General features: G+C 48.7%; 17 protein-coding genes. 3 read left to right on the top strand and 14 right to left on the bottom strand.

The window, feature by feature from the left end:
* Positions 1–28: 28 nt before the first annotated feature.
* The 12 genes from ACSTTG_RS11675 to ACSTTG_RS11730 all read right to left on the bottom strand — a co-directional run bounded on the left by ACSTTG_RS11675 (position 29) and on the right by ACSTTG_RS11730 (position 10,057).
* Positions 29–820, bottom strand: coding sequence for a transporter substrate-binding domain-containing protein (locus tag ACSTTG_RS11675; protein WP_438475028.1), 792 nt, complete (start codon positions 818–820; stop codon positions 29–31).
* A gap of 82 nt (positions 821–902) precedes the next feature.
* Complete coding sequence (locus ACSTTG_RS11680) at positions 903–1,700, bottom strand: amino acid ABC transporter permease (RefSeq protein ID WP_438457587.1); 798 nt, start codon at positions 1,698–1,700, stop codon at positions 903–905.
* A 17-nt stretch (positions 1,701–1,717) separates the two neighbouring features.
* Positions 1,718–2,431, bottom strand: coding sequence for an amino acid ABC transporter ATP-binding protein (locus ACSTTG_RS11685; RefSeq protein WP_438474934.1), 714 nt, complete (start codon positions 2,429–2,431; stop codon positions 1,718–1,720).
* A 276-nt stretch (positions 2,432–2,707) separates the two neighbouring features.
* Positions 2,708–2,917, bottom strand: coding sequence for a hypothetical protein (locus ACSTTG_RS11690; RefSeq protein ID WP_438456953.1), 210 nt, complete (start codon positions 2,915–2,917; stop codon positions 2,708–2,710).
* Between the two features lie 191 nt (positions 2,918–3,108).
* Complete coding sequence (locus ACSTTG_RS11695; RefSeq protein WP_438456952.1) at positions 3,109–3,873, bottom strand: sulfite exporter TauE/SafE family protein; 765 nt, start codon at positions 3,871–3,873, stop codon at positions 3,109–3,111.
* 30 nt (positions 3,874–3,903) lie between these two features.
* A complete protein-coding gene (locus tag ACSTTG_RS11700) occupies positions 3,904–4,740 on the bottom strand; it encodes a DUF6279 family lipoprotein (protein WP_438474935.1) in 837 nt (278 codons plus the stop codon).
* A 77-nt stretch (positions 4,741–4,817) separates the two neighbouring features.
* Complete coding sequence (locus tag ACSTTG_RS11705; protein ID WP_438456950.1) at positions 4,818–5,312, bottom strand: GNAT family N-acetyltransferase; 495 nt, start codon at positions 5,310–5,312, stop codon at positions 4,818–4,820.
* Positions 5,313–5,831, bottom strand: coding sequence for an NUDIX domain-containing protein (locus tag ACSTTG_RS11710; RefSeq protein WP_438456949.1), 519 nt, complete (start codon positions 5,829–5,831; stop codon positions 5,313–5,315). It lies immediately after the preceding gene.
* 206 nt (positions 5,832–6,037) lie between these two features.
* A complete protein-coding gene (locus ACSTTG_RS11715; RefSeq protein ID WP_438474936.1) occupies positions 6,038–7,504 on the bottom strand; it encodes a catalase in 1,467 nt (488 codons plus the stop codon).
* Between the two features lie 159 nt (positions 7,505–7,663).
* The gene (locus ACSTTG_RS11720) at positions 7,664–8,497 is read right to left on the bottom strand and encodes a patatin-like phospholipase family protein (RefSeq protein WP_438474937.1); all 834 of its coding nucleotides are present in this window, start codon (positions 8,495–8,497) and stop codon (positions 7,664–7,666) included.
* Positions 8,498–8,651: 154 nt separating this feature from the next.
* On the bottom strand, positions 8,652–9,350 hold the full coding sequence (locus ACSTTG_RS11725) for a hypothetical protein (RefSeq protein WP_438456946.1): 699 nt from the start codon (positions 9,348–9,350) through the stop codon (positions 8,652–8,654).
* Between the two features lie 131 nt (positions 9,351–9,481).
* Positions 9,482–10,057 (bottom strand): class I SAM-dependent DNA methyltransferase, encoded by a 576-nt coding sequence (locus tag ACSTTG_RS11730; RefSeq protein WP_438474938.1) that lies wholly within the window; start codon positions 10,055–10,057, stop codon positions 9,482–9,484.
* Positions 10,058–10,276: 219 nt separating this feature from the next.
* On the opposite strand from ACSTTG_RS11730, the gene ACSTTG_RS11735 reads away from it, so the two are divergent.
* Together ACSTTG_RS11735 and ACSTTG_RS11740 are read left to right on the top strand one after the other, a co-directional pair.
* A complete protein-coding gene (locus tag ACSTTG_RS11735) occupies positions 10,277–11,155 on the top strand; it encodes a LysR family transcriptional regulator (RefSeq protein WP_438456944.1) in 879 nt (292 codons plus the stop codon).
* Positions 11,156–11,325: 170 nt separating this feature from the next.
* Positions 11,326–12,219 carry a cation diffusion facilitator family transporter gene (locus ACSTTG_RS11740; protein ID WP_438456943.1) on the top strand — a complete coding sequence of 298 codons (894 nt, stop codon included), beginning with the start codon at positions 11,326–11,328 and terminating at the stop codon, positions 12,217–12,219.
* Positions 12,220–12,293: 74 nt separating this feature from the next.
* Here the strand turns inward: ACSTTG_RS11740 and gcvT are convergent, their stop codons facing one another.
* On the bottom strand, positions 12,294–13,424 hold the full coding sequence (gcvT, locus tag ACSTTG_RS11745; RefSeq protein WP_438474939.1) for a glycine cleavage system aminomethyltransferase GcvT: 1,131 nt from the start codon (positions 13,422–13,424) through the stop codon (positions 12,294–12,296).
* A gap of 228 nt (positions 13,425–13,652) precedes the next feature.
* A complete protein-coding gene (locus ACSTTG_RS11750; RefSeq protein WP_438456941.1) occupies positions 13,653–14,276 on the bottom strand; it encodes a helix-turn-helix domain-containing protein in 624 nt (207 codons plus the stop codon).
* A 223-nt stretch (positions 14,277–14,499) separates the two neighbouring features.
* On the opposite strand from ACSTTG_RS11750, the gene gcvH reads away from it, so the two are divergent.
* Positions 14,500–14,880, top strand: coding sequence for a glycine cleavage system protein GcvH (gcvH, locus tag ACSTTG_RS11755; RefSeq protein WP_438456940.1), 381 nt, complete (start codon positions 14,500–14,502; stop codon positions 14,878–14,880).
* The last annotated feature ends 163 nt before the right edge of the window (positions 14,881–15,043 follow it).

Genomic DNA, 15,043 nt, shown 5'->3' on the forward strand with positions numbered 1-15,043 from the left:
TGTATCCATCTTTATACCCAACTATTGATTATTGACCCGGAGCCACTTGGTCTTGCCAATCGAGAGTCGCAAACCAGTACTCATAACGCTCCTTTAACCAGCCATCGGCGGTTCGCGCCGCAATCCATTGGTTAAAGAACTGCGCTTTGTCCTCTTCACCCAAGCGCACAGCAAACGCTTCGTTGCCCATAGCTAGGCGCTCACTAAACGGGATAAACAGTTTATCGGCGTGCTTGACCGCTTCATGCTCAGGTTTCGGGCTTGAGGCAATCACAGCGTGGGCATTACCATTAAGGACCTCTTGAAATGCCTGTGCCTCATCATCAAATTGCAGTAAGCGGGCCTTGGGGAAGGTTTCACGCGCTACTTGCACTGGCGTAGCGCCGCGACGAACCGCGATCTTGATTTGACGCGAGTCGTAATCACTCAACTCAGTCAGATCACCGGCTAGGGACTTGCTTGCCGCGACTTGAATACCGGAGTGTGAGTAAGGATCTGAGAAAAGCACACTCTTAGCACGTTCTTCTGTGATTGACAAACCACCGATGATCACATCAAACTTTTGGGCCAGCAGCGCTGGAATAATGCCATCCCATGCGGTAGGGACAAACTCAACCTGCCAACCTGAATCCTCAGCCAGGCGCTTGGCAACATCAATCTCAAAGCCAATCAACTCACCTTGTTTATCACGCATCGCCCAAGGCACAAAGGTCGACATACCGACTCGAAGCGTCCCACGCTCCTTGATTTGATCCAAATTTGGTGTCTCTGTTGCCAGTGAGGCAAAGCTTGCGCTCAAACCAACCACCGCAGTCAGCATTATTGTTAAGCCTTTTTTGCCCATCGCTCTGAGCCCATTACCTAGTCCTTTATGAATCATTATTATCTCCTTAATGAGAAGTTTATTGACGGCGCCACTGCGCGCCTAATCGATGCTCTAGCCAAGCTGACAGCCCCGACAGCGATAGCGTCAGCACGAGGTAGATCGCGGCGACGGTAAACCAGATCTCAAATGGCATCGCCGTTTCCGAAACAATATTGCGCCCCTCAGTAGTCAGATCGAAGATCGCCATGACACTGACGATTGAAGAATTTTTGATCAGAGACACCACCTCGTTGGTCATTGGTGGTAAGGTGCGCTGGAGCAGTTGGGGTAAGATCACATCAAAATAGGTATAAAAGCGCGACAAGCCAAGGCTGCTTGCCGCCTCGAATTGCCCCCGATCAATGCTGTTTAATCCACCGCGCAAGATCTCTGCCGTGTAGGCCCCTTGAAACAGTGATAACGCCAATACAGCGGTTGAGAAGCGATCGAGCCCTATCACTGGACCAAAGACGAAATACAGCAAGTAAATCTGCACTAACAGCGGTGTATTGCGGATCAACTCCACGTAACTGGTCGCTATTGCCCGCCCGACAACCGAACTAGATAACTTGAGCAGTGCCGTCGTCAGACCAAAGATAACGGTAAACAACAGACTCAGCGCTGACAATTTCAACGTTACCATTAAGCCCTGAAGTAACTCGGCCGACCACCACTGCCCATCCTCGTAGAAAGCGATAAAATCTGGCACGCGCTGCCACTGCCATCGATAGCCCATAGCCTGAGCGCCGGAGTCCAACACCCATACCATCGCCAACACCAGTACCGCGATTTGCAATAGTGCTGATATAACCGGCTTTAGCACTCTACCCATCACAAAAACATGACTCATCATCAATGGCTCAAGATTTGGTTTAGAAATTGCTGGGTGCGCGGATGGCTCGGCGCAGCAAACAGCTGCTCTGGTGGTGCAACCTCGAGAATTTGCCCCTCATCCATAAAAATCACCCGATCCGCGACTTTGCGCGCGAAGCCCATTTCATGGGTGACACACATCATGGTAATGCCGTCTTGAGCGAGATCGACCATCACGTCGAGCACTTCTTGGATGGTTTCCGGATCCAGCGCGGAGGTCGGCTCATCAAACAGCAACACCTCTGGCTGCATACACAGCGAACGAGCAATCGCTACCCGCTGCTGCTGACCACCCGACAATTGCACGGGATACTTATGCGCCTGCTCTTGGATATTGACCCGCTCAAGAAATGCCAGCGCGCGCTGTTCAGCCTGTGCCTGTGAAAGCTTGAGTGTGCGCATCGGCGCGAGAGTAAGATTCTGCATCACGGTGAGATGGGGGAATAAGTTGAAGTGCTGAAAGACCATGCCCACCTTGCCTGCCAAGCTCCCCGTCAGGTAAGGCAGCACCTGAATCTCCCCACTAGAGAGCGATTCAAGTCCATTAACGGTGCGGATCAAGGTCGACTTACCCGAGCCAGACGGCCCACACACAACGAGGATCTCCCCCTTGGCGACAGACAGGTTAATATTGTTCAAAGCTCGAAAATCACCATACCACTTACTGACCTGGCTAAACTCTATTGCGTTCATTTTATTATCTTTTGTTGTTTACGCAGGAATAAAACCATCATAACAAGATTGAAACAAATCTGGGGATTTTTTTTGCCCTTGGGGGCAGAGGCGAGATCACTGCGTTGCGAGAGGCGAGATCGCTTCGCTGCGAGGGGCGCGTGTTGATCGTCCTCGGTAAAGAAACGGCTCCTTGCTGAGTGTAAGCCCCTCGCATTGAGAGTCGAGTTTAGAGCTTTTTCTCGATTCTCGCCTCTCGACTCTCGCCTCTGACGAAGTCAGTCGAGAGAAACGAGATTAGAGCTTTTTCTCGCTTCTCGACTCTCGATTCTCGCCTCTGACGAGCCGTCGCTCGCTCCAATAAAGGCTGGCGCTGGCGACGCAGGCGATCAGTGAGAAGGTAAACAGCGCCTTGAGGTTGAGTATCCAGGCGAACGTCGCGAATAGGAACGCGATAAACGATACCATGCGACTGCTTGTCATTACTTGACCGAGTTTCTTATTCATAACCCCTCCTATATGCGGAAAAGACCGAGAAAAGGGGGCATAGGTGGATCGTTGGGTTGGTGAATAAGGGTACTTTGTAGCGTTGTGAACAGCACCTTAGTGAACACTTACTTAGTACCCTTTGACTATGACATAAACTGGCTCAGAATAAGCTAAAGAAACCTCAAAACTTATTAAAGCGTGATCGAGGTTTAGAGATAAACATCGTAGAAAAAGTAACCGGTCAATGACAGGCTAAATACAGCAACAAATGCCTTCACATAGCTTTGTTTAATGGTGCGTGAGACTCTTGCGGCGGCATAGCCACCGAGTAAGGTGCCCAACATAACGACACTGCCGCGCTGCCAATCTATTGCTCCCTCAGCGACAAAAATCACAATCGCAATCAGTGATACGCACGAGGAGATAAGCAGTTTGAGGCCGTTCATCTGATTGATATCGGTAAAGCCAGCAATCACCAGATAGCTCAGTACAATCACGCCCAAGCCCGCGTTAAAAAAGCCGCCGTAGGCCGAGACCGCAATTAAGCACAGGGCAATAACTAAAGACACCCAACCCGCCTTTTTCACGCCATCGCCTTGAACTCGCTGCAATAGTTCAGTGATCTTGGCACCAAAGATAAACAACAAGGTCGCAAACAAGAGTAGCCAAGGAATGGCAGTGAGAAATTGGCTGTCATCAACGGTGAGGAGTAAATACGCGCCAAGTGCACCACCGACCAAGCTGCCTAAGATGGTCAGAAACAACTGTCGACGAGATTGGGCAATATCCTGGCGAAACCCCCAAGTGCCACTGATGTAGCCGGCGCATGAGGCATAGGTGTTAGTTGCGTTAGCATAGATAGGGGGGACCCCTGTCATCATCAACGCGGGGAAAGTGATAAAGCTGCCGCCACCGGCAATACTGTTAAGGATGCCTCCTGCAAATCCAGCAAGAAACAATAGCGTCCATTCCAAAGTAACTCGTCCTTTTTCGAAAATTTACCATTAATTTTGTGCAATATCAGTGGCCACCTCTCTCCAATCCATCAGCGCTTCTCGATAATGTCGAGACTGACGCTCGGTGGCCATATTGACTATCGGAACCAAATACTGGCTCATCACCTGCCGATTATGCGCGACTTTTCTTTCTAAATCAGCAGAATAATAACTTCTCGGTTGAAAAAGGATGCGTTGTAAGATTGGCAACACCACTTGTGGATCTTGTCGCTCGGCCAACATTTGCTTGATCGCAATACGCAGTTGAGTCTGATACTCCGCCCAGTCGGACACCGTCACCTCAACCCCACTTGCCCAGCGTTGGATTAACTTTTCCTGCTCAGGGGTCACAGAGCCAAACCAATACTCGACATTTTCAGTAACGCGCTCGGCATAGACTTCGCGCAGTTCATCATCGTCCATTGATTGGTATTTTTTTTGAAACTTGCTGTGGCGTGAGCGCAAGTTGGTCATAAATTCACTCGCCTGCTGATCACTAAGTTGCCCGACTAAGGTGACCAGCTGGGGTTCAAGCTCTTTAAGGATCCGCTCACCAAAGTGCTGAATTTGTTGCTCTTGCTCTTGCAACTGCTCGGCCGTAAAGGTATTCAGATCGAGGTCGATCAGCAAGTCAAGGTGGGTGATATAATCGGGAATTTCGTTGTGGCGATGCCACAGAGTCAAGAGCTCGACACGCTGTTTAAGCCAGCTTTTCTGCTCTCCCTCAAGCTCAACGTAATCCTCTACGTAGTCCACCACAAACCAATCGACATTACTGTACAGCAGCCGAGCGCCACACCCAGCTAACAGACAGACCATCATCAACAGCAGAATTCTACGTAACATATTGATACCCAACTTCCCTACTCCATGGCAAGCGATTACCTCTTAACGATTATTACGCACTAAGATGACCACAGGGTTTAAAGTGCGTGACAGGGTTGCAACGATTTTAGCATCCATACGTCACACCCGCAGTGAATCGTACCGGAATAAGGCGCGCTTAGTGGTTCAAAACCAAACTGTTGGTAGAGGCGTATCGCGACCGTCATGGTTTTCAGCGTATCGAGATAGCAAGCCTTGTAACCCTGCTGCTGTGCATAATCTAGGCATGCGGTTACCAGCTTGGCGCCAACCCCTTTTCCTCTCGCCTCGGGCAGCAGAAACAGCTTTCTTAGCTCACAGACTCCCTCGTCATTTAACGCGGCAATCCCGCCACCCCCAATGACTTGATTGTTGAGCTCAGCGACAAAATACCGTGCGCCCTGCTCATTTGAGTAGTGTTCGCTCATCGCCGACACCTCGGCATCGGATGGGCCAAAGCCATCACCGATGGCACCAAACTCTCGGCCTACTTGGTCAATAATCTGACTGATTGCGTCATCATCTTGTTTTTCAATGGGTCTAATCACTAACATTTATAGTAACTCTTTTGCCACTCGGTGCAGCAGGTAGGTTTCTCGCTCTATACTCATGCCTTTTTTCGGGCTCTGAGCCATGGTTTGTTCGTTGTGGGCAATCGCCTCATGAATGTTCATCCACACCGGCTGCATGCCATTTTTGACCTCATAATCCTCATAGCGCGTCTGGCCTAACTGACGGTCAATCTTGCAGGTATAGCAATAGGAGATCATGTGCATCACGTCCGCGTCATCTTTATACCAAGGCCGGAACTCTTCGTAGATGCCATAAGGCTTGATCGAATGAATGTTATTGGCGCCCGTTTCTTCCTCAAGTTCTCGCACGAGTGCCGCCAGTTTGTCTTCGCCAGAGTCAATCCCACCACCGGGTAAGGTATAATCGTGATAACGCTCGGTATACAACAGCAGAATATCCTCACCACTGACCACGATGGCGCGCGCGGCATCGCGTTTGATGATTGAGACCTGATCGAGATGTGCTATCGATGGGTGGACACTGGTGTGCAAATGACGCATACATAACTTCCTTATACTACGAGGAAGCCATAGTAACACGCGATGCTCGCTGAGAGAAAATTAGCAGCGGTCAGCAAAAAGCCCAGCAGAGACGCGAGTCAGTGCTGGGCTTGTTTAAGGTTACGCTATCTTAGTAATAAATGGGCTTAACAGAGTCTTCGATATGCTCAAAGACAAAAAACAACCGATCGAAACACAACAAGTGTTTAAGCAGGCTCATAGCTCTCCTCCACCAGTGCTATATCGATACCCAGCGCGGCGGCTAGTCCCTCGGCATAGGCCCGGTCAGCTTGCAGTGTGTGGCGCAAGTGTTTGAGCTGTATCGGTTTGGAAGCGCCGCCTAATGAGCGCGCGGTATTCTCAAACAGACGCTGCTGCTCATCAGCCGTCATAATGCGGAACAAGTTTCCCGCCTGAGTGAAGTAGTCGCTATCCTCACGATGATCCCAGTGGCCTGCCGCACCAGTGAGATCCAATGCTGGTTCGGCATGCTCTGGCTGCTCGGCCCATTCTCCATATTGATTGGGCTCATAACCTTTGGTTGAGCCATAATTGCCATCCACCCGCATCGCACCATCTCGGTGATAGCTATGTACTGGACAGCGCGGCGCATTCACTGGGATTTGGTGGTGGTTAACCCCAAGTCGATAGCGCTGTGCATCACCATAGGAGAACAGGCGACCTTGCAGCATTCTATCCGGCGAGAAACCGATGCCAGGGACAACCGCCGCTGGATTAAATGCCGATTGCTCCACCTCCGCAAAGAAGTTTTCAGGATTACGATTTAGCTCAAGTACCCCGACTTCCAGCAATGGGAAATCGCTGTGTGGCCATACCTTGGTTAAATCAAACGGATTAAAGTCAACGCTTTGTGCTTGCTCTTCAGTCATAACCTGGATCTTAAGGATCCACTTAGGGAAGTCACCATTCTCGATGCTGTCGTAGAGATCACGCTGATGGCTCTCACGATCTTGTCCAATAATACGCTCAGCTTCTTGGTCGGTTAGGTTCTTGATCCCTTGTTGGGTTTTGAAATGGAATTTCACCCAAACCCGTTGATTATCGGCATTGATAAGGCTGAAAGTGTGGCTGCCATAGCCATTCATATGACGATAGCTCGCCGGTATCCCACGATCACTCATCACTATCGTCACCTGATGGAGTGCCTCTGGAAGCGAGGTCCAAAAGTCCCAATTGTTCTCAGCACTGCGCATATTGGTGCGAGGGTCGCGTTTTACCGCATGGTTAAGATCAGGGAATTTGAGTGGATCGCGCAGGAAAAACACGGGCGTGTTATTACCGACTAAATCCCAGTTCCCCTCCTCGGTGTAGAACTTGATCGCGAAACCACGAATATCACGCTCAGCATCAGCCGCACCGCGCTCTCCCGCCACCGTAGTAAAGCGTGCAAACAGATCGGTGGTTTTTCCTATTTGAGAGAAAATGGCCGCCTTGGTGTATTGGGTAATATCGTGAGTGACGGTAAAGGTTCCGTAAGCTCCAGAGCCTTTGGCGTGCATTCGACGCTCAGGGATCACCTCGCGGTCAAAGTGCGCCATTTTTTCCAGCAGCCACACATCTTGCAATAGCGCCGGACCACGTTTGCCTGCCGTCATTGTGTCCTGATTGTGTGCAACTGGGCAACCAGCAGCCGTAGTAAGTTTCTTAGTCATACTCTCATCCTTAATTAGTCTTTTAACTTACGATTGGGCTGGTTGTTATACCGAGCAGAGTAACGCTTTCTTACCACTCGTGGTTTTTCAGCCCGGAACAAATACGAATCAAAATAATAGTCTTCCTCACTAGCAGTCTTATTGTAAGACCAGCAAATGTTAACAGATATTGATATTAGTCAAAAATTTGTTACCTTCCTCAATGCCCAGTTGATAGCCTTGCTCTAATTTGCTTTTACTTCGAGTAAACCTGCCAACGTTAAATCGCTCATCAGGAGAGATAACCTGTATCGTGACATCCTGTGGGGGATTTTTTATAAACTCTAATGTTTTATTATAGTAACTGTGACGAGCGATTAGTGCCTCAGCGACCGCTTTGTGATTGGGCATCAACTTTCTGATTAAGTTAGGAAACTTTTGCTGATTCATTTCATAACCTAGCGGCTTGGACAGGATCACGGTGATCTCTTTTGCCCCCATTTGATAAGCCTTTATGACTGGAATAGAGTCAGCGACACCACCGTCAATAAAACACGAATTCGCTAGACAGGCGCTGTCTTTATAAACCAATGGCAGCGCCGTGGTGGCCTCAATCAGTTTGTCGATGTTTAATTCATCAAGTTGGTAATAGTCCGATTGACCATTATTGATATCCGTGACACTAACGTAGAAAGGGATATTATTGACGACATCATCAATATTTATCGGTAGCGTCTCTTTACTGCACTCCCATAACCATTTCACATCAATAAGGTTGCCACCTTTGAAAAATCGCAGTGGGTCAAAGAAACGTTTTTGTGTCGCCATCTCGGTGATGATGGTCTTATTACGACCGACCTTACCAGCCAAATAACCAGATAAGTTGGCTGCCCCTGCCGAGACCCCTATCACGGCGTCAAAAGGTTGGTATTCAGCGGCTAAAAAAGCGTCCAACACCCCGCTGGCGAAGATGCCGCGCATCGCTCCGCCCTCAACAACAAGTACTCTATTCATTTTTCTAATACATCAGTTTTGATGTCTTTAGTTTATAAATAGGGCGCACCGATTAGAAATGGAAGATATCGATAGTTTTGATAGCGACGACCTATCAACAGAGAGAATTCACCACCGTTGATAGGCTGACTTGTGTAGTTAATAAGGCTGTAGGTTAGTAAGAAGGAGCGAAAATTTCGCCATTTTCGACATCAAGATACACCTTGTCGCTGGGCAGCAAACCGCCACAGTACACAAAGTAAACCTGCCTGTCTGGATAATTAATCGAGCGCATCCAGCCACTGCTCTCTTCAAAGTCGAGCAGATCGCAACGCTTCTCCTCAATCAATTGATCTGAGTATTGCGTGAACGCTTGCTGATAGAGCAAATAATCATCCGAGCCTTGGATTGACCACTGCAGGGCTTCATAGCGCTCCTCTTTACTTATCTCAGGCGGCTCTAATTGTAACTGATCAAGTCTGACCCATTCGGCGACCTCTTCACCGCCCTCATGATAAACAAAATAGGAGGAGATCCGGCCCCACCCTTGTACCTGTTCGAGCACAACCACTTTATCGCCACGAAATAGCTCGCGCTCAGCAAAAGCTTGCTCTTCGCGTGATTCCCTAACCGCAATTCTCGGCTTTGCCACATAGTACTCTCGTATCGGCTCCTCGGGCATGGGTATTTGAGCTTCAGACTCTCGTTCTGGCTCAATCTCATTAACAGACGGCTCCCCCTCAATAGGGGTAAGTTCAGCCTCCTCGACCTCATCGACCACCAACTCACTCTGGTGGACAAACAAGTAGTAGCCAATCCCAGCAGAAACGGTACCGATCAACAGTAAGATCATCATCATCAGCCATTTTTTCATAATGAGAGCTCCATGAGTAGGACAGAATAACCAAGTATCGGCGGCGAAAAGGATAACTATACCGTCAGACAATAAAAAAACCACTTGGCAGTGACTCCAAGTGGTTTTAAACGAAATTAATCAGAGAACGCTTACTTGCGCGCGATGCCCATCATCACTTTTTTTGGGCCCTGCTCGGTCTCAATCACAAAGCCATCTTTGACGGTTACGAGGCCAAAACCAACGCACGACAGCACTTGCTCAACATAATCTTTGGTCAGGCCGTCTTCTTTGGACTGTGCTTCCCAATCCCAGTGGATAAACACGCCATTGTCATCCAAGACCGAGTAAATAATGTCACAAACATCAGAAAAGTTCGGCAGAAAGCCACAAACCGATGACGCAACAACCAGATCAAATTGACCTCGAAACGCCGGGTGTTGTGCCACTAGGCCACGGGTGAGCATATCGACCACCGGCTCAACATTACTAAGCTGTTTCTCATCCAGCTGCTCAATCATTGCTTCAGAGCTATCCAACGCAACGATACTTTTTGCCATTGGTGCTAACTGTTGACTGAGGATCCCTGTCCCACAGCCAAAATCCAGGATGCTTTTGTTTGCAACGTCGACGACCCCACTGAGTGAACAAAACGCTCGGTCGGCGAACGTCTGTACAGCCTCGTTCTCTTCCCAAGTATCAGCGACAACATCCCAATCTAATGCCATTTTACTCTCCCTAAAGCCCGAATCTAATTGGAGCAATGAGTTATAACCAAGTAATCTCAGAGTGTAGCCTTCTACATCTTGAATTACTTGGGTATAACTAGACCCTAACTTGTCTTTATAATCAAGCGGTGCCTACCAAATTCGTAGGCAGGATCAAACATACACAACCCATGCATAACTGTTTGTATAACATTTGTTCGTTACAGGATATTGATAACCATGAACTTAGTTCAAATTGAAGCCTTTTTTACCGTTGCCTCAACCGGTTCGGTCTCCCAAGCTGCCCGTCAGCTTGATTGTAACCGCACTAAGCTGAGCATGGCGATCAAAGCGCTCGAGAGTGAGCTGGATGTGGCCTTATTTGAACGTACCGGCAATCATCTCAGCCTGTCTGAAGCAGGCAAGGCGATTGTCAAAGATTGTGAAAACCTGCTTGCGACGGCCTCGCGGATCCGCCAAACCTGTGCCCAAGCCACTAGTGAGTTTATCGCTGAGCGCTGGATCGCTCGTGACGATGCGATTCCAGATAGTATTTGGCAAGAGTGGGCACATGCCCTCAATAAGCGCTTCCCGGCCACCTCATTTAATTTTGTTCTTGCCTCTAGTGGTGACTTAGCGAACTTGGTCGAAACTCAACAGGTTGACTATGCCTTTGGTGTTGATTATGAGCGCATTGATGATCCCAAACTTGCGTATCACCCGCTAGGTAAGATTCGTATGATGTCGGTGTGTCGCAGCGATCACCCGTTAGCCATGCTGCGCCGAGTGAATGACGAGCAACTGCGCGCCCACATGCAGGCGATCATGGTTTACCTTAATGAAAAAGAGAACCCAGAGCTTGAGCCTTTTGCCCTGAAGTACCTTGGCTTTTCTAGCTTTGAATTTATGCTCAACACTATAGTACAAGAAAGTGCCTGGGGAGTGCTGCCTGAGCCTCTGATACGCCCAAAGCTGCGCAGCCAAGAGCTTGCTGTGATCAAACACACCTACGGCCTGACTCAAGAAGATTTCTGTATGTTCTCCACCGCCGGCCTGGCGGAAGACGCCGGGATGCTGTGGTTAGCAGATAAGATCAGTGATTACCTGTTTACCTTTTAGCCTGCGCTCAGCGCCAAATTAATTGACACCAATGATTTGCAGTAAGCTATTGATCTATCGAACTAAATAACCTGAATCATGACGAGAACTGTCTGTACGGATCAATTAAACGTTGTGAATTACGTGTCAGTCACCCATGATTAGCCGCGAACTTTCACCGGAATACCCCCATGACGCAGTCAAACTCACAACTTGAAACCCGCATTCTCAAATTTTCAGCATTTTTGTCACTCAGTTTTGCGGTTCTGGGCGTCGTCTTGGGCTGGTACGTCGGCTCGCTCGTCATTATTTTTGACGGTGCATACTCACTCATCAGTCTACTACTGACACTGCTTTCTCTTTTGGTTGCTGCTTACATTGCCAAGCCCGCCGTCAATGCCTTCCCATTTGGTAAAGCAGCACTCGAGCCGCTAGTGATTGCGGTGAAGGGCGCGGTTATCCTTGGCTTGGTCGTTACCTCGCTTTATTCCGCAGTGATCTCTTTGCTAGAGGGCGGACGCGATGTCGATACTGGCACAGCCTTTATCTTTGGTGTGATCAACGTGATTGGCTGCGCTATCGGTTGGTGGTACGTCAGCAAGCACGCACGCCGCTGTAAAAGCGGTTTGATTGAAGCTGAAGCCAAGCAATGGAAAATGGATACGCTGATCAGTTTGGCGGTCGCGGTGGGCTTTATTACTGCCTTTGTCTTAAACCACACACCATTGGCGCGCTTTGCTGGTCTTGCTGACCCAATTATGATGTTGATCATGGGCTTTTACTTTTTGAAAGTACCATCGGAAATGCTGTTAAACGCCTTTCGTGAAATGTTAATGATGGCGCCGCGCAAAGAAGTCACAGTTAAGGTGATGAGAGAAGTGAACCTGATTAATCGTGATTTAGAGTCCAACATCAGAGTCGTCGCGGTCACTAAGGTCGGTAACGAACTGATGGTTAAGCTCAATGTTCACTCGGTTGATAATGCGCTGAATGTCAAAGAGCTGACCCGCACCCGTGCTCACTTGACGGAACGGCTGTCGGTGTTGCCAATGAAGCTCAATTTGATCCTGAACGTCGCCTGCTAGTCGCTAACAAAAAGAGACTCATATGAGTCTCTTTTTAGTTTAACTGCTTGAATTATCACCCTAGCTATTAGCTATTAACCACGATAATAACGCTGCGGCACAAACGGCATTTTTTCTACCGTCATCGGCAGCAGTTTCCCTCGTACTGAGGCGAACACTTCTGTGCCTATGGTAGCAAACGAGGTGGCGACATACGCCATTGAAACGGGTTTGCCTGCGTTTGGTCCCGCTGTCCCACTCGTAACCACACCAATACAATTCCCGTCAGCATCGAATAGCTCAACGCCTTCGCGCACTGGCGCTTTTGTCTGACCGACCAGACCAACACGTTTACGTGATACGTCCTTGGTTACAATCTGCTCTATGATTACCTCAGCGCCAGGAAAACCTCCCTCGCGCTCGCCGCCTTTGCGACGCACAGGCTGGATAGCCCAAAGTAGGCTTGCCTCGACAGGCGTGGTGGTTGTGTCAAGGTCGTGACCATAGAGACACAAACCACACTCAAGGCGCAGCGAGTCACGAGCACCTAGGCCAATCCACTCCACCTCATCTTCTGTGGTGAGTGCAGCCGCAAGTTTACTTGCTTGCTCGGCCGGCACGGAGATCTCATAACCATCTTCGCCGGTGTAGCCACTACGAGAAACGATGCATTCAACCCCTTGGATCTCAATGCGTGCGACATCCATAAACACCATCTCGGCCACACTCGGCGCAAAACGCGCCAATACTTCAGCAGCCTTAGGTCCTTGCAGAGCAAGCAGTGCTCGATCTTCAATGACTTCCAGTGTCAGGCTCTCAGGAAGATGCGCTTTTATGTGCGCAATATCCTGTGATTTACACGCAGCGTTAACGACGATGAACAGCTCATCGCCAAGATTGGCAATCATAAGATCGTCTTGGATCCCGCCTCGCTCGTTAGTAAACAAAGCATAACGCTGTTTACCCACTTCTAGCCCGACGACATCAACCGGCACCAAGGTTTCCATAAACTCAGCTCGAGTGTCACCTCGCAGCAACAGCTGTCCCATATGGGAAACATCAAACAGGCCTGCAGCTTGACGCGTGTGAAGGTGCTCTTTTTTCACCCCCAATGGGTACTGGACTGGCATGTCATAGCCAGCAAACGGTACCATTTTCGCGCCTGCATCTAAGTGGCTTTGGTACAACGGGGTTTTCAATAATTCTTCACTTACTTGTTCAGTCATGACTCTCTCCATGATCAACTGACTTAATATCGTTCGATGTAGCGCGTGTTTCGTATAGTGGACATTGAGATTATAGATTGGAGCTGTCTTTGTATCGACTTTAGCTCTCCGCCAAATTAACGTCTAAAAAACATAATTAGTACAGACAATGTGACTAGATTGTTAGCCTGATTTGTCATTAAAAACTCTACGACACTATTGGAAACACGCATCAAAATTAAATTTCGCTTATTTCGATGTGACCCATAAAATTAGAGCATCCTCTTCACTGGTTGAAGTGAGCATGTGCCCCATATTGGCATCGTAGTAAACACTATCCCCTTCACTGAGCGGCAAGGGTTCATAGAACTCAGAGTAAAAACACACCGACCCGGACAGGATAAGCAAAAACTCCTCACCGTCGTGACGAACCCAATCTGGGTACTCAGCGATATCCCGTGCACGTACCTTACTCTTGAACGGCATCATCTTCTTGCGAGACAGTTGAGTGGCCAATAACTCGTGTTCATAGGTCGGTGTCGGGTGGGGTTTTCCCTGCCCTTTCAAGGTGATATCCCGGCGGCCAGATGATATGTTTTTACTTTGTGGTTCAAAGAGTTGCGGCATATCAATCTGCAGGCCGTGGGCAAGTTTTTGCATCGCTTGAAAGGTGGGCGAGATCTGCTCGTTTTCGATCTTGCTCAGTGTAGAGCGCGCAAGCCCTGTACGCTGACTAGCCTCTTCTAAGGTCAGCGTCATTGCCAGCCGGATCGCTTTAATGCGTGCACCAAGGCGCAAAGGCTCAATCGCCTCATCAGCGGTCTGCTTGGCGAGTGTGATGGATGGATAGTCATCCAGTTGCTGTTGTGTCATACCTCTCTCTCCATCTCAATCGAGACAGTCAACAGCCAATCGAAGACCAACGTTAACTGCTAAAATCCATTTTAATGTTCAAAGAAATTAGCACAGGAATTTGAAAATGTCTTAATTTTGTTTCCTATAGGAAATTTTATTTGAATATTTGCTACTCTATGCGTATGTTACTTGAATGTTGGAATTATAAATCCTGAGAATTGACGGTTTGGAGACCAAGAAAATGGATAAAACACTGAAGTTTGCAGATAGCCATGAATGGGTGCGCGACAATGGAGATGGCACGGTCACTATCGGAATTTCTGATCACGCCCAGCAGATGCTTGGCGACGTAGTATTCGTCGATCTGCCAGAAGTGGAAGACGAGATCTCTGCAGGCGACACCTTCTCACTGGTTGAATCAGTGAAGGCAGCGTCAGACATTTATGCACCGATCAGCGGTGAGATTGTTGAGATCAACGAAGACCTAGAAGACAGCCCTGAGTTGGTCAACGAAGAGCCATACGAAGGTGGCTGGATCGTTCGCGTTAAAATGAGTGATGCAGAAGAGCTTGGCGATCTTAAAGACGCCGAAGAGTATCACAACTCGATCGAAGAAGAATAAACACACATAAGCTGCTCGAGCTGAACTGTTTCTTAAGGCGATCGTTTCTTACTGGCTATCGTAAGTGAAGCAGCAATAACCGCAGACAGAGCAGCTTTTCTTAGCGCGAGATAACTAAAACTCACCATCACGACAGCGCTAAGTCCTCAGGAGGAGGTTCACA

The organism is Vibrio glycogenivorans (assembly GCF_051660965.1).
Classification (GTDB): domain Bacteria; phylum Pseudomonadota; class Gammaproteobacteria; order Enterobacterales; family Vibrionaceae; genus Vibrio.

Excerpts from the sequence above, each read along its gene's own strand:
- ACSTTG_RS11675 (WP_438475028.1), bottom strand. The coding sequence starts at position 820 with ATGCTGACTGCGGTGGTTGGTTTGAGCGCAAGCTTTGCCTCACTGGCA.
- ACSTTG_RS11685 (WP_438474934.1), bottom strand. The coding sequence starts at position 2,431 with ATGAACGCAATAGAGTTTAGCCAGGTCAGTAAGTGGTATGGTGATTTT.
- ACSTTG_RS11690 (WP_438456953.1), bottom strand. The coding sequence starts at position 2,917 with ATGAATAAGAAACTCGGTCAAGTAATGACAAGCAGTCGCATGGTATCG.
- ACSTTG_RS11700 (WP_438474935.1), bottom strand. The coding sequence starts at position 4,740 with ATGTTACGTAGAATTCTGCTGTTGATGATGGTCTGTCTGTTAGCTGGG.
- ACSTTG_RS11705 (WP_438456950.1), bottom strand. The coding sequence starts at position 5,312 with ATGTTAGTGATTAGACCCATTGAAAAACAAGATGATGACGCAATCAGT.
- ACSTTG_RS11710 (WP_438456949.1), bottom strand. The coding sequence starts at position 5,831 with ATGCGTCATTTGCACACCAGTGTCCACCCATCGATAGCACATCTCGAT.
- ACSTTG_RS11715 (WP_438474936.1), bottom strand. The coding sequence starts at position 7,504 with ATGACTAAGAAACTTACTACGGCTGCTGGTTGCCCAGTTGCACACAAT.
- ACSTTG_RS11720 (WP_438474937.1), bottom strand. The coding sequence starts at position 8,497 with ATGAATAGAGTACTTGTTGTTGAGGGCGGAGCGATGCGCGGCATCTTC.
- ACSTTG_RS11725 (WP_438456946.1), bottom strand. The coding sequence starts at position 9,350 with ATGAAAAAATGGCTGATGATGATGATCTTACTGTTGATCGGTACCGTT.
- ACSTTG_RS11730 (WP_438474938.1), bottom strand. The coding sequence starts at position 10,057 with ATGGCATTAGATTGGGATGTTGTCGCTGATACTTGGGAAGAGAACGAG.
- ACSTTG_RS11735 (WP_438456944.1), top strand. The coding sequence starts at position 10,277 with ATGAACTTAGTTCAAATTGAAGCCTTTTTTACCGTTGCCTCAACCGGT.
- ACSTTG_RS11740 (WP_438456943.1), top strand. The coding sequence starts at position 11,326 with ATGACGCAGTCAAACTCACAACTTGAAACCCGCATTCTCAAATTTTCA.
- gcvT (WP_438474939.1), bottom strand. The coding sequence starts at position 13,424 with ATGACTGAACAAGTAAGTGAAGAATTATTGAAAACCCCGTTGTACCAA.
- ACSTTG_RS11750 (WP_438456941.1), bottom strand. The coding sequence starts at position 14,276 with ATGACACAACAGCAACTGGATGACTATCCATCCATCACACTCGCCAAG.
- gcvH (WP_438456940.1), top strand. The coding sequence starts at position 14,500 with ATGGATAAAACACTGAAGTTTGCAGATAGCCATGAATGGGTGCGCGAC.